The 12,439-nt window shown below is 62.6% G+C and carries 14 protein-coding genes; 8 read left to right on the plus strand and 6 right to left on the minus strand.

Annotated elements, in window-relative coordinates:
* Nucleotides 1–851 (minus strand): DUF1549 domain-containing protein (locus tag ABJF10_RS23020; protein WP_348546962.1); only part of this gene is annotated, 851 nt, incomplete at its 3' end.
* A 93-nt stretch (nucleotides 852–944) separates the two neighbouring features.
* On the minus strand, nucleotides 945–2,300 hold the full coding sequence (locus ABJF10_RS23025) for a DEAD/DEAH box helicase (protein WP_348546963.1): 1,356 nt from the start codon (nucleotides 2,298–2,300) through the stop codon (nucleotides 945–947).
* Between the two features lie 213 nt (nucleotides 2,301–2,513).
* On the opposite strand from ABJF10_RS23025, the gene ABJF10_RS23030 reads away from it, so the two are divergent.
* Nucleotides 2,514–3,650, plus strand: coding sequence for a J domain-containing protein (locus ABJF10_RS23030; protein ID WP_348546964.1), 1,137 nt, complete (start codon nucleotides 2,514–2,516; stop codon nucleotides 3,648–3,650).
* Nucleotides 3,651–3,691: 41 nt separating this feature from the next.
* Entirely contained in the window at nucleotides 3,692–4,492 is an 801-nt protein-coding gene (locus ABJF10_RS23035) for a hypothetical protein (RefSeq protein WP_348546965.1), read from the plus strand.
* Nucleotides 4,493–4,495: 3 nt separating this feature from the next.
* On the opposite strand, the gene ABJF10_RS23040 is transcribed toward ABJF10_RS23035, so the two are convergent.
* Nucleotides 4,496–5,146 (minus strand): hypothetical protein, encoded by a 651-nt coding sequence (locus ABJF10_RS23040; RefSeq protein WP_348546966.1) that lies wholly within the window; start codon nucleotides 5,144–5,146, stop codon nucleotides 4,496–4,498.
* A 142-nt stretch (nucleotides 5,147–5,288) separates the two neighbouring features.
* Here ABJF10_RS23040 and ABJF10_RS23045 point away from each other — a divergent pair, with 142 nt between their 5' ends.
* The gene (locus tag ABJF10_RS23045) at nucleotides 5,289–5,798 is read left to right on the plus strand and encodes a hypothetical protein (protein WP_348546967.1); all 510 of its coding nucleotides are present in this window, start codon (nucleotides 5,289–5,291) and stop codon (nucleotides 5,796–5,798) included.
* Between the two features lie 278 nt (nucleotides 5,799–6,076).
* Here the strand turns inward: ABJF10_RS23045 and ABJF10_RS23050 are convergent, their stop codons facing one another.
* The 3 genes from ABJF10_RS23050 to bioB are packed head-to-tail and all read right to left on the minus strand — an operon-like array spanning nucleotide 6,077 to nucleotide 7,755.
* Nucleotides 6,077–6,325, minus strand: coding sequence for a hypothetical protein (locus ABJF10_RS23050; protein WP_348546968.1), 249 nt, complete (start codon nucleotides 6,323–6,325; stop codon nucleotides 6,077–6,079).
* Nucleotides 6,322–6,756 carry a hypothetical protein gene (locus ABJF10_RS23055; protein WP_348546969.1) on the minus strand — a complete coding sequence of 145 codons (435 nt, stop codon included), beginning with the start codon at nucleotides 6,754–6,756 and terminating at the stop codon, nucleotides 6,322–6,324. The genes ABJF10_RS23050 and ABJF10_RS23055 overlap by 4 nt, the downstream gene beginning before the upstream one ends.
* A gap of 24 nt (nucleotides 6,757–6,780) precedes the next feature.
* Nucleotides 6,781–7,755: a biotin synthase BioB gene (gene bioB, locus ABJF10_RS23060; protein WP_348546970.1), complete on the minus strand. Its 975-nt coding sequence runs from the start codon at nucleotides 7,753–7,755 to the stop codon at nucleotides 6,781–6,783.
* 226 nt (nucleotides 7,756–7,981) lie between these two features.
* Between bioB and ABJF10_RS23065 the strand changes: the two genes are divergently transcribed.
* From ABJF10_RS23065 to ABJF10_RS23085, 5 genes are all read left to right on the plus strand, one after another.
* Nucleotides 7,982–8,527: a SurA N-terminal domain-containing protein gene (locus tag ABJF10_RS23065; RefSeq protein WP_348546971.1), complete on the plus strand. Its 546-nt coding sequence runs from the start codon at nucleotides 7,982–7,984 to the stop codon at nucleotides 8,525–8,527.
* 772 nt (nucleotides 8,528–9,299) lie between these two features.
* Nucleotides 9,300–10,259: a peptidyl-prolyl cis-trans isomerase gene (locus ABJF10_RS23070; RefSeq protein WP_348546972.1), complete on the plus strand. Its 960-nt coding sequence runs from the start codon at nucleotides 9,300–9,302 to the stop codon at nucleotides 10,257–10,259.
* Between the two features lie 13 nt (nucleotides 10,260–10,272).
* Nucleotides 10,273–11,160: a 4-hydroxythreonine-4-phosphate dehydrogenase PdxA gene (pdxA, locus tag ABJF10_RS23075; RefSeq protein ID WP_348546973.1), complete on the plus strand. Its 888-nt coding sequence runs from the start codon at nucleotides 10,273–10,275 to the stop codon at nucleotides 11,158–11,160.
* Nucleotides 11,157–11,966 (plus strand): ABC-2 family transporter protein, encoded by an 810-nt coding sequence (locus ABJF10_RS23080; RefSeq protein ID WP_348546974.1) that lies wholly within the window; start codon nucleotides 11,157–11,159, stop codon nucleotides 11,964–11,966. The genes pdxA and ABJF10_RS23080 overlap by 4 nt, the downstream gene beginning before the upstream one ends.
* Before the next feature lie 127 nt (nucleotides 11,967–12,093).
* Nucleotides 12,094–12,439 (plus strand): ABC-2 family transporter protein (locus ABJF10_RS23085; protein WP_348546975.1); only part of this gene is annotated, 346 nt, incomplete at its 3' end.

Genomic DNA, 12,439 nt, shown 5'->3' on the forward strand with positions numbered 1-12,439 from the left:
AGCAGGTCGCCGGCGAGTTGCTCGATGGTGAATTCGTCGAACGGCAGATCGCGATTGAAGGCGTTGATCACCCAATCGCGGAAGAGATATGCGTAGGGCCGCACCAGGTCCTTTTCGTAACCGTCGCTGTCGGCGTAGCGCGCCAGGTCGAGCCAGTGCCGTCCCCAGCGTTCGCCGAAATGCGGCGAGGCCAGCGTGCGATCGACCAGCCGCTCATAGGCGTCCGGTGCGACATCGCTGACATAGGCCTCCACTTCCTCCGGCGTGGGCGGCAGGCCGAGCAGATCGAGCGAGAGCCGCCGGACCAGCGTGCGCCGATCCGCCTCCGGTGAAGGCGCGAGGCCCTCCTGGCTCAGCCGCGCCCGCACAAAGCGATCGATCGGGCTGCCGGACCACGCGCTAAGATCGGCCGCCCCATTCCCCTTCGCCAACTCCGGCACCGGCGGCACCTTCACCGCTTCGAACGCCCAATGCATCCGGTACTCCGCGCCTTCGGCGATCCACTTCTTCAACACTTCCTTTTGCTCGGGCTTCAGCGTTTTCTTCGCCTTCGGCGGCGGCATCACCTCGTCCTTGTCCGTCGTAAACAGGCGCGTCACCAGTTCGCTCTCCTCCGGCTTGCCCGGCACGATGGCCCGCATGCCGTCGTGCTCCTTCAAGGCATCGGCCCGCAAGTCGAGCCGCAGGTCGCCTTTCCGCTCCTTTTCATCGGGCCCATGGCAACGCGTGCAGTTCTCGACCAGAATGGGCCGAATATCGCGATCGTAGTCGACCGTGCCCGCCGCCAAGGCCGAAGCCGGCACGAGGGCAGTCGCTAGGAGGATCGCTTGGCTGGAAAGGGGGAAGCGCATGGGCAGGAAAGACCTTATGAGGCTAACTTTCGCGACCCCCGAATCTTAGAGACGCCTTCCGCCGATTACCAGCCCCGCCCGCCGCCTGCGTTCCTACGAACGCCAGCGGTAGCCCACGTCGCCCTGGCGCTCGGCTGGCTTGCGAGGAGGTCCGGAATGGCTGCGTCCGGAAGATCCACCGCGGCCGCCGCCTCCACCACCACCGCCGCCGCGACGATTTCCACCGCCACCGCCACCATTGCCACGGCCTTGTCCCTGTCCACCACGTTGCCCGCTGGGGCCACGCGGAGGGCGGGGCGGCTCGGGCGGAGCAGCGCCGGCGTAGTCGAATCCGTCGAGACGTTTGCGCGGGAGACCGCGACCGATAAAGCGTTCGAGACTGCGCAGGTCGCCGTGTTCGTCCTGGCAGACGAAGCTCAGCGCGTCACCCACGGCATTGGCGCGACCAGTGCGGCCGATGCGATGCACGTAGTCCTCGTTGGTCATCGGGAAGTCGTAGTTGATGACGTGCGAGATCCCCGTCACGTCGATCCCGCGCGCGGCAATGTCCGTCGCCACGAGCACGCGTACTTCGCCGGCCTTGAACGCCGAGAGGGCGCGCAGGCGCTGGTTTTGCGTGCGATTGGAATGCAGCGTCGCGCTCTTGATGTTGCTGGACTCCAGCTTGCGGGCGATGCGATCGGCGCCGTGCTTGGTGCGGCTGAAAACGAGCACGCTATCCATGCCGGGCTGTTCCAGCAGCGCCACGAGCAGCGCGAGCTTGAGATGTTTCGGCACTTCATACGCCACCTGAGTCACCGTCTCCGCCGGGTTTGAGCGGCGGCCCACCTGCACGATGTCCGGGCGATGCAAGAATTCGTGCGTCAGCCCTTCGATCTCACCCGAGAGCGTCGCGGAAAAGAGCAACGTCTGGCGCTTCTTGGGGAGCGCTCGCACGATCCGGCGGATGTCAGGCAGAAAGCCCATGTCGAGCATGCGGTCCGCTTCATCGAGCACCAGGAATTCGAGCCCGGTAAAGTCACCGTGGCGCTGCTGCATGAGATCGAGCAGACGCCCCGGGCAGGCGATGATCAGTTCCACATTGTCGCGCAACGCCTGGATCTGCGGGCGCTCACCGACGCCGCCGAAAACCGTGGCCATCTTAAACGGCACATAGCGGGCATACGCGCGCGCATTCTCCTCGATCTGCACCGCGAGTTCGCGGGTCGGCGCCAGCACCAGCGCGCGAATCTTCTTCGTCCCCACGGGCGGACGGCTGGCGAGCAACTGGAGCATGGGCAGCACAAAGGCCGCCGTCTTGCCCGTGCCCGTCTGGGCGATGCCGATGACATCGGTGCCCGCGAGGATTTTTGGAATGGCCGCACTCTGGATCGGCGTGGGTTCGACGTACTCCGCGTCTTTGAGAGCGGAAAGGAGGCGGGGTTCGAGACCGAGGGCAGCAAAAGGCATGGGAATATAGTGGTAGTGGTGATGAAATGGACCAACGTGCGGAAGCATTCGCGCACGAGGAGCGACATTCCGCGGCGTCCACAAGGACGCGAACCGGGAGGGGCGCGGACTATGCCCCGGATTTGGCGAATAGCAAATGACATCTGCGCGACCCGTTTCTGGCCCGGAAGGCCGGGGCGTCCCTTTTTTGTTTGGCGCAACTCGCGTTTTGAGATGCCATCGTCTACCGTCTCCCAGATGCCGAAAAGGAAGGTCACCCTCACTGCCAAAACCCCGGCGCCCCGCCGGCGCACCAAGGCGCGGCAGCTCGTGTGGGTGGACCAGCGGCCCCTGCGCCGCGAGGCCGCTTCGGAGTGCGGACGCGCCATGCAGCGCCTGGAAAAAGCGCGCAGCGAATGGAAGCGCTATGAGCGCGAAGACCAGCCGGCGTATCAGCGCTGGATGGCCTCCACCTTCGGCGCGCTCATGAGCCGCGTGCGCGAGATCGAGGCGCTCGTCCGTGAAAAAGAGCTGCTCGTCCGCGAGGTCGAGAAGGAGATGTACATCAGCGGTTCCACCAGCTATCGCACCGCCTATGCGCGGGTGCAGAGACGGCGCGCCAATCCCGCCGCCGAACCGGACCCACGGACCAAAGAGCGTGACCCGCGATTCTCCGACGACGAAGAAACCGAGCTGGACGAATTCACCCAGGAACTTCTCTTCGAGGAATTCGTCCGCACTTTCCTCGGCATGAATCCGGACCGGATGAGCGACCGGCAACACGCCCGGATGTTCGCCGATTTCAAGGCCAAGGTCCTCGGCCAGGATCGCCCGGAACCGCCCCCGCCCTTCGAGCCCGAACCAGACGCACTCCCCGAGCCACCGAAGTCCGACCAAAACCGAGTCAAGGAACTCTACCGCCTGCTCGTGCGCCGCCTGCACCCCGACATGCGCGCCGACAACAACACCGAAGTCTCCGCCATCTGGCACGACGTGCAGGAAGCCTACGCCACCGGCAACGTCGAGCGCCTCGAGATGCTCCTCGCCTTCACTGACATCCAGTCGAACACCGCCGGCGAGCACACCAGCCTCTTCCAGATGCGCTCGGTCTTCGCCGAACTGCGCAACGCTTTCAACGCCCTCCAGCGTACCCTGCGCACCGCCAAAAAAGATCACGCCTGGAACTTCGCCCGCCGCAAGGACCGCTCCAAAGTGGAAGGCCGCGTCCGCCGCGAAATGGAGACGACCCTCGCCTGGAATGAAGACCAGCTCCGCGAGCTCAACGCGCTCATCGCGCAATGGTCGGCGCCTCCGAATAGTTCCTCCGCCCGGCAACCGAGAAAACCGCGGCAGGCAGAGTTCCGCTATTGAAGGTATATCGCCCCGGCTCGTGATTTGCTTGGATCAACGCCGTGAAAGCCCCCCTTTTCGCCCTCCTCATCGCTGTGCTGGTGCACTCGACGGCTCAGGCGCACCAACCGCAGGCCACTCGACCCCCTTCGGCCACGCCGGTGCCCGGCCCCAACGTGCCGAAAGTCATCGGAGGCACGGGAAGCGCCGACGACATCGCCCGGACGAAAGCCAAAGCGGCCCTGGCCAAAAGAATGCGCACCATCATCCTTCCCGAAGTGGTCTTGGACGCGGTTAGCGTCAATACGGCAGCGAAAATCCTATGGGATCTAAACAGGCGGAGTGATCTGCAAAGCCCGTCCTCCCAGCGCGGGGTGCCGATTCTCGCGGAAGATCTCAAAGAGGGCGAAAAGGAAAACGATCCGCAGACCATTTCGTATCGCGCGACTGATGTACCCCTTGGCGACGCGGTAGAAGGCGTCGCGCATCTCGGCCACCGCTACGTGAAGACCTCGGACTACGCGGTCCAGTTGGTGAAAACACCTCTCGATGAAAGAATTACGCGGACGTATCTGCTTCCGCCATTTACCGCGAAACAGCAGGCCGAGATGGCCCATCCGCGGGAACTTTCCCCGGCGGATCTCGAGAAACAGGAAGCCATGCGTGAGCGAGCCAAAGCATTGCTCACCAGCAGTAGTGCGGAGTTCCACGGTTTCGACGAAACCGCTGTCTATATCTCTTCCCTGCACGCCCTGCGCCTCATGGATACCGAGGCCAACCATCAGGCCCTGCAGGCAAAGATCGAGGAAGCGTGGCGCGAGTACTACGCCACCCATAAGAAAACGAATCGGAAAGCGCGGTAGCTATTACTTAATCTGGCTGTACGCCCCGGCGATTTTCTGGTGCCACAGCGTCGCCCGCTGGTTCCATTGATTCGCCGCCATCGCGCCGAGCGCATTTTGGTCGGCGCCGGAGCGCGCGGCGGCCTGCTTCGCCGCCGCCTTTTCGCGATCCCGTTCCTCTATCACCGCCACCGCCTTGCCGAGGCCGTCGCCGTGGATGCCCTGGGCGATGTTGTCCTTCCGCGATTTTTCTTCCAGCTTTCCACTGCCCCGGACCACCTGGGAGGTGTGCAAGTCATTCAACGCTTTGTTCCGATCCTCGAGCGCCGCATTAATGAGATCGGCCGTATTGATCGCCGCGGTGTACATATTCTTTTGCTCCGCGGGCGCCTTCGTCAGCTCAACGGAGAATTGCTGCCGCAACGTCAGCAACAGACCCGAGGTTTGGGTGAACAAGGGCTGCGTGGCCGTGCTGTTCGCGCGTTCAAACGACAGGAGCTGGTCCAGATTGACGATATAAGGCGAGAGCGCCTCGGCGGGATTTGCCGCGCTCGGCAGCGGAATGGGCGTCGCCGCCGGTGGCTCCCCGCCGCCCTTGCCCTTTTTCTTCGCGTAGGCGCCGAAAGGCGCGACGAGCGTGAGACAGACAATGACCAGGAGGGACGACAATTTCATGGAAACGGGCTAAGCCAACAATCCACTTCGATCAAGCCGGAAAACCATCCCGCAACAGCGCGACCGGAGATCGTCCGGTGGCGAAAACTCCCCGGTGAATCCGGGCTGCCCAGCGGTCACGAGTTGTGATAGGAGCTGCACCATGAACGAAACGGCCGCGCCACCGACATCCGCCATTCCCCGCGGCTACTCGTATCTGGCCACCGGGGTGTTGTTCGCGCTCGGCGGGATCGTCACCGCGGTCTTCTCCGGCTCGCTGGCGGTGCCGGCGGTCAATGCTTCGCTCTTTGAAGTGCTGGCCATCGGGATGCTGGTGCCAAGCTTCACCTGGCTGGTGCAACTCTCCGCCTCGGCGCTGCGGATGAACCCAACCCAGCGGCGGCTCTACTGGGGTGATCTCGGACGCATTTGCCTGGCCGGTTCGGTGGCGCTGCTGCCCGGCGGCGTCTTCAATCTCCTCGTCGCGAAACCCCCGGTCTGGATCTCGGCGGCAAATGTGTTGCTGAGCGTGGCGGTGATGGCCGTCTACCTGTTCCGACTCACGGGCCGCCAGGGCCTCGGCTGGGGCTGGGCGGCCAGTTGGTGCGCCACGATCACGCTCAACATGAGCATCTTCGCCTGGTCGAGCCGCGAGTGGTGGGGCCCCCGCTGAGCTGGAAGGAAGTAACCAAATTGAACCGCGGAGGCGCGGAGGCGCAGAGGAAAGGCGGGGAGAGATAGATTTTGACCACGGATGACACAGATTTCACGGATGAATATGGGATGCCGCGCCGCTGGAAAAACCCGTGCCCATCCGTGATATCCGTGGCGGATCTTTCTGCCTTTCCTCTGCGCCTCTGCGTTTGTCCCCGTTGCGCCATGGACCTGTCGCCAAGCCTCCAGTCTGCGGTTTTCCCTGCCTTTGTTCCCGGATGCGGCGCGGCTCCAGTTCTAATTGAACCGCCCTAATTGTTCCGCCGCGTTCCAGCCGTGGGGAGCGGGCCGCGACGTGCTCCACCATTTCATGCCACCGGCGATCCAGCGGGCGCGGGCTTGCTCGTAGGTGAGACCCTGGTCGTCGTCATCGAAGCCAAACTCGAAGCCGCAGCACGGGCACAATTCGAAAGACGCGGCGCCGGCTGCACTGCGCGGCGGCTCATGCAGTTCCGGCCAGCCGCAGACGGGGCAGGCGTGCTTCATCGCAAGGTGCGCAGATCGACTGGCGTGCCCGGCTGCCGGTCGAAATAGCTGTCGCTGCCCGGCTTGAAGAAAGTCTTCGTTGTCCCGTCGCTATTGTAGGCGGCGAAGGTTCCCGTCGCGCGTTCGTAGATGCGCAGTGAGCCGTCGTGGTCGCGCTTCGCCGGCAGGCCCGCGGCCTTGGCGTGCTGCAAAAAGGCCGTGGCCTGCGCGGCGTAATCGTCGGCATCGCGAGCGAGGAAATCCGCGCCGTGCCGGGCGAAATGATCGGGCAGCGTCTCCGGGCGGCCCCACGTCTGGCGCGCGGCATTGGCGCTCGTAGAGGCGGGGTGCCCCGCCGTCGTGAAGACGGGTGCGGGCGACGACGGATTCTTCGGCTGCCCGAGAAACCAAGAGAGCCCGAGCACGACAACGAGTAGGACCAGCCTGAGCATGGGCCGCGACATGGCGATGGGGACCTACGCGAGACAGGCCATGGCCTTCGTCTCTTCGGTCGCGAAGGGCTTCTGCGGCTTGAGATTGAGCTCGTCCAGCAGCGCGCGATCTTCATCCACGCCGGGGTTGGCGGCGGTGAGGAGCTTGTCGCCGTAGAAGATGCTGTTGGCGCCGGCGAAGAAGCAGAGCGCCTGGCCTTCACGCGAAATCCGGGTGCGGCCAGCGCTGAGGCGGACCTTGGCTTTCGGAATAGCGATGCGGGTGACGGCGATGAGGCGCACCAGTTCGAAGACTTCCACGGGCGGCTGCGCTTCCAGCGGCGTGCCCGGCATGGCCATGAGGCAATTGATCGGCACGCTCTCCGGCAGCGGGTCGAAATTCGTGAGCACTTCCAGCATCTTCAGGCGGTCGTCAATCGTCTCGCCCATGCCGATGATGCCCCCGCAGCACACATCCATGCCGGCCTGTTGCACGGCCTTGATCGTATTCACGCGGTCCTGGAAAGTGTGAGTCGTCACGACCTCCGCGTAATGCTCGGGCGACGTGTCGATGTTGTGATTGTAAGCGGTCACCCCCGCTTCCTTGAGCTTGCGCGCTTCCGGCAGCGAGAGCTGGCCGAGCGTGACGCACACCTCCATGCCGAGCTTGCTCACTTCGCGGATCGTGCCCAGCACCTGCTCGAATTTTGCGTCGCCATCGCGCACGCCTTTCCACGCCGCGCCCATGCAAAAGCGCGTGGAGCCATTCTCCCGGGCGCGCCGGGCGACTTCCATCACGGCCTCGGTCTCCATGAGCCGCTCCGCCTTCACGCCGGTCTGGTAACGCGAGCTCTGCGCACAGTATCCACAATCTTCCGAGCAACCGCCGGTCTTGATGGAAAGCAGGGTGCACAGCTGCACTTCATTTTCCTTCCAGTGATCGAGGTAGGCGATGCGGGCCTGCTGGATCAGGTCGAAGAAAGGCTGGTCGTAAATGGCGCGAAGCTCGGCGAAAGTCATGCGGCTCCCACGATGCGAAGGCGGGCGCGGTGTGTCCAGTGGAATGGAGGGGGAGGGGAAAGGCAGAACATCGAACATCCAACGCCCAACATCCAATGGCGCAAGCGCATGCGGGGCGGCCTCTGCTATTGGATGTTCGATGTTGGGCGTTGGGCGTTGGGCGTTGGATGTTCTGCCTTTTCCTCTCCCATTTGACTCCGCCCGCACTTTTCCTACTCTTCCCTTCATGCGGCACCCTTTGCTTCTTCCGCTCGTTTGCCTCGGTCTGACGGCCATCGCGCTCCCCCTCCAAGGCCAGCAGGTTCTCAATGGCGTCGCCGCGGTCGTCAACAAAGACTTGATCACCTTCAAGCAAGTCCGCGAGTTGACTGCCCCGAAGGAGAGGGAATCCATGGACACCCTGCGAGGCACCGCCTTGGTCGAGAAGATCAAGGAAGTCCGCACGGCGGCGGTCAACGACCTGATTGACCGCTCGCTCATCATTCAGGACTTCAAGGCGAAGGGATTCTCAATCCCCGAACATTTCGTCGACGAGGAGTTGGAAAACATCATCAGGGACCGCTTTCACGGCGACCGCCCGGCCTTTTTGCGCAAGCTCGAAGAGGAAGGCCGCTCGCTCGCGGAATTCCGCGAATTCCTGCGGGACTCGATGGTCGTGGAGCAGATGCGCAAGCACGAGACCGCCGGCACCACCAGCCCCGCCGAGGCGAAGCAAAAAGAGGATGCCTGGCTGCAAAAGCTCCGCCGGAAAGCCTATATCAAGATCTATTGATCGTCGGGCCATGAAACGCGCGGGAAAGAGCGATTTTCTGCTTGACTTTTCGGTACTGGAATGCTAGGATGCGAGATGTAAGGATGGAGTGGGCCTAGGGCCGGGAATTCCGAGGCGGGGACTGGGAGGAAGGCAGACGATCGATATGCAATTCGAGATGATTCTATTTTCAATTCACGGAACGGTTTCGCCGCCGAAGCGACAGCCGGCGGCGGGGGCCTGCCCAAATGTAAATTTTGCCAAACGAACCCATTTCGGCCGGCCATTAGTCCCACCGTTTACAGAGGTGTTCCGACCAGATCCGACTGGATCCCACTCCGTGGAAACGGGGCATCCCAAGCATTTCTTTGCCGGGAGTCTTGGCGGTGCCCTCCGACCGCAATTCAGCACCCGGCTACTCTGGAAATCGCACCGAATCGCAGTCAAGCCACTCCATCGCACTCATGAAACAAGAATTCCCGGAACCAAGTGTCCGCCGCCCAATGCCGATGGGGCCGCCGCCCGGCTCTCGCTCCATCGCCACTGGCTCCCCTCTACAGAGAAAATCGCACCCAATCGCACCCATGAATTCCTGGCAAAATCACCTAGTAAACGAAGCATCGCGATCCAGGGCAATCGTGGTCAGTCGTGCCTAATCGTGCCTCAAATATTTTCACCGACACCCGGTCATCCCCTCCGGCAGGGAACGAGCATGCCTCTTCCCCCTCCCCGGTCGCCCCTTGACTTTGAGACGATGACCCCTAACTTTTCCGACTCTTTTCCGCCGTCCACCATGCCGCGTCCTTCCCTTCCTTACATTTCCCTCGTCTGCGTCGGTTTGGCGCTCGCTTCCCTCACCGTGCGCGGCCAGGAAGTGCTCGATGGCATCGCCGCCGTGGTAAACAGCGAAGTGGTCACGTTCTCGCAGGTCCGCGAACTGGTCGGCCCGAAGGAAAAGCAGGCGCGCGACACCTTGAAGGGCAATGACCTGGTCGAGAAGATCAAGGAGATCCGCCTGTCGGCGATCAATGACCTGATCGACCGCACGCTGATCATCCAGGAATTCAAGACCAAGGGCTTCACTATCCCAGACTACTTCATCGACGATCGCATCCAGTCGATCATCAAGGATGAATTCGGCGGGGACCGGCAGGCCTTTCTGCGCACGCTCGCCGCGCAGGGCTATACGCTGGAGAAGTTCCGCGATTTCCAGCGCGACATGATCGTCGTGCAGGAAATGCGCAAGCAGGCGCTCAAGGGCACCAACACCGTCTCCGACGTGAAGGTGAACGAATACTACAAGGAGCACGCCGAGGAATACAGCACGCCCGAGCAGGTCAAGCTGCGCATGATCGCCATTCGCGGTGTGGACAACGATTCGCGCCGCAAGATGATCGAGGAAATCCGCCAGAAAATCGTCGGCGGCGCGGAATTCGGCGACCTCGCCCGGATGTATTCCGAGGACAGCACGCAGGAAACCTACGGCGACTGGGGCTGGATCGACAAAAAGAAGCTCAACGAGAGCCTCACGAAGATCGCCTTCGCGCTGAAGCCCGGCGAGATGAGCCAGGTCATCGAGCTCGGCGGCAGTTATTACCTGCTCTTTTGCGAGGCCAAGAAGGCCGCCAGCACGAAGCCGCTGAAGGACGTCCACGACGAGATCGAAAAGGCGCTGCTCCAGACCGAGCGCCAGCAGCAGCAGCAGGACTGGCTGCAAAAGCTGCGCCGCAAGGCCTACATCAAGATGTATTGATGGCGCCGCTGGCATGAGCGCAGCGGTTCGAACGATTGGCCTGACCTTGGGAGATGCCGCTGGCATCGGCCCGGAGATCATTGCCGCGGCGCTCGCTTCGAGGCGGCTGGACAAAGGCTTCGCCTATCGCGTGATCGGTTCCGCCGATGGCGCGAAACCCGGCGAACCGAATGAAGCCACCGCGCGAGCGGCTCGCGCAGCCCTCGAGGAAAGTGCGCGCCTCGCGCTCTCCGGCGAGATTGCCGCCGTGGTCACCGGTCCGATCCATAAGGCTCGCATGCAGGCCATCGGCTTCGAGTTTCCGGGGCAGACTGAGTTCTTTGCCAGCAGAGCGAAGGAGGAAAACTTCGCCATGTGCCTCACCGGCGGCGCACTCACCGTGGCGCTCGTTACTGCCCACATCCCACTGCGCGCCGTGGCGGAGAGCCTGTCCGCTTCCGAGATCATCCGGGTCGGAATCCTGCTCGCCGATTTCCTTCGCCAGCGTCTCGGTCGTGCGCCGCGCCTGGCCATTGCCGGGCTCAATCCGCACGCCGGCGAATCCGGCGCGCTCGGCCGCGAGGAGATCGAGATCATCGAACCCGCCGTCGCCTTGCTGCGCGGCGAACTGGGCGAGACCGCCACCTGCACCGGGCCGATTTCTCCCGACACCGTCTTTCATCGCGCCGTGGGTGGGGAATTCGACGGCGTGCTCTGCCTGTATCACGACCAGGGCCTCATCCCACTCAAGCTCCACGCCTTCGACTCCGGCGTAAACGTCACCCTCGGCCTCCCCTTCCCGCGCACCAGTCCCGACCACGGGACCGCCTTCGAGATCGCCGGCCGGGGCATCGCCCGCGCCGACAGCATGATCGCCGCCATCCAGCTCGCCACCGAACTCGCCCGCCATTCCCAGCCATGACGCTTGCGAAATACATAAAGGTCTTCGACATCGGCCTCCAGAATACCTTCGTTTATCGCTGGAATTTCCTGCTGCGTTCCGTCTTCGGCATCGTGCCGCTCATCGGCACGGTCTTCCTCTGGCAGGCCATCTTCCATTCGAATCACGGCGCCGCGATCAACGGCTACGACTATTCGTCGATGATCTTCTATTTCATGCTCACGGTTTTCCTCGAAAACCTGATCACGCCCACGGAGGACGAATGGCAGATCGCCGGGGAGATTCGCGACGGCAAGATCAGCGCCTATCTCACCAAGCCGCTGAACTACCTTGGCTACCGCATCGTGCTCTTCCTCAGCTACCGGTTGCTCTACTTCGCCGTCGTGCTCCTGCCGATCATCGTGCTCGCCTGGATCTTCCGCGATCACCTGCGCATGCCGGAGCACGCTCTCACCTGGGTGGCCTTCACCGCCTCGACGGCCATGGCCGCGTTTCTCCAGTTCTTCATCGCCTACTCGCTGGCCATGATCGCCTTTTGGGTGCTGGAGATTTCCACCATCGTCTTCATCCTTTACTCCTTCGAGTTCTTCCTCAGCGGCCACGTCTTCCCTCTCGATGTGATGCCGCCATGGCTCCAGGGCTTCATCCAGTGGTCGCCGTTCACCTACGAACTCTTCTTCCCCGCGCAGGTCTTCATGGAGCGGGTACAAGGCCTCGCCCTATTCCAAGGGCTCGCGATCCAGGCCGGCTGGCTGCTGCTCAGCTGGCTCTCCGCCCGCGCCCTCTGGGCCAAGGGCGTGCGGAAATATCAAGCGGTCGGAGGATGAAGAAGAAGAAGTGCTTAGTGCCTAGTTCTTAGTCTTTCCCATTCCTCACTCCATATTTCGCACACCATCGACCAATACACTGAGCACTGAGCACTGAGCACTGAGCACTGAGCACTTCCCCAGCCCCATGCCCCGCTACCTCGAAATCTACTGGCTGATGATCCGTAACTCGCTGATCCGCGAGATGAACTTCAAGGCCAACTTCCTCCTCTGGATGGTCGTGGAATTCCTTTGGTTTCTCGGGCAGATCGTCTTCCTCGAGGTGCTTTACAGCCATGTGGATAGTATTGGCGGCTGGTCGAAATGGGAATGTGTGCTGCTCGTCGGCACGCATCAGATCACGGCGCAGATTTTCCAGGCGTTCTTTTACGTGAACCTCGCCGAGCTCGCCGAACTCATCCGCACGGGCCGGCTCGATCTCATGCTGCTCCTGCCGGTGGATGCGCAGTTCGCGGTCTCCACGCGGCGCTTTG

It is taken from the genome of Chthoniobacter sp., from assembly GCF_040003245.1.
GTDB lineage: Bacteria > Verrucomicrobiota > Verrucomicrobiia > Chthoniobacterales > Chthoniobacteraceae > Chthoniobacter.

What these genes read in the sequence shown, in the direction of transcription:
- ABJF10_RS23025 (WP_348546963.1), bottom strand. Translation starts at nt 2,300, where the DNA reads ATGCCTTTTGCTGCCCTCGGTCTCGAACCCCGCCTCCTTTCCGCTCTC.
- ABJF10_RS23030 (WP_348546964.1), top strand. Translation starts at nt 2,514, where the DNA reads ATGCCATCGTCTACCGTCTCCCAGATGCCGAAAAGGAAGGTCACCCTC.
- ABJF10_RS23040 (WP_348546966.1), bottom strand. Translation starts at nt 5,146, where the DNA reads ATGAAATTGTCGTCCCTCCTGGTCATTGTCTGTCTCACGCTCGTCGCG.
- ABJF10_RS23045 (WP_348546967.1), top strand. Translation starts at nt 5,289, where the DNA reads ATGAACGAAACGGCCGCGCCACCGACATCCGCCATTCCCCGCGGCTAC.
- ABJF10_RS23050 (WP_348546968.1), bottom strand. Translation starts at nt 6,325, where the DNA reads ATGAAGCACGCCTGCCCCGTCTGCGGCTGGCCGGAACTGCATGAGCCG.
- ABJF10_RS23055 (WP_348546969.1), bottom strand. Translation starts at nt 6,756, where the DNA reads ATGCTCAGGCTGGTCCTACTCGTTGTCGTGCTCGGGCTCTCTTGGTTT.
- bioB (WP_348546970.1), bottom strand. Translation starts at nt 7,755, where the DNA reads ATGACTTTCGCCGAGCTTCGCGCCATTTACGACCAGCCTTTCTTCGAC.
- ABJF10_RS23065 (WP_348546971.1), top strand. Translation starts at nt 7,982, where the DNA reads ATGCGGCACCCTTTGCTTCTTCCGCTCGTTTGCCTCGGTCTGACGGCC.
- ABJF10_RS23070 (WP_348546972.1), top strand. Translation starts at nt 9,300, where the DNA reads ATGCCGCGTCCTTCCCTTCCTTACATTTCCCTCGTCTGCGTCGGTTTG.
- pdxA (WP_348546973.1), top strand. Translation starts at nt 10,273, where the DNA reads ATGAGCGCAGCGGTTCGAACGATTGGCCTGACCTTGGGAGATGCCGCT.
- ABJF10_RS23080 (WP_348546974.1), top strand. Translation starts at nt 11,157, where the DNA reads ATGACGCTTGCGAAATACATAAAGGTCTTCGACATCGGCCTCCAGAAT.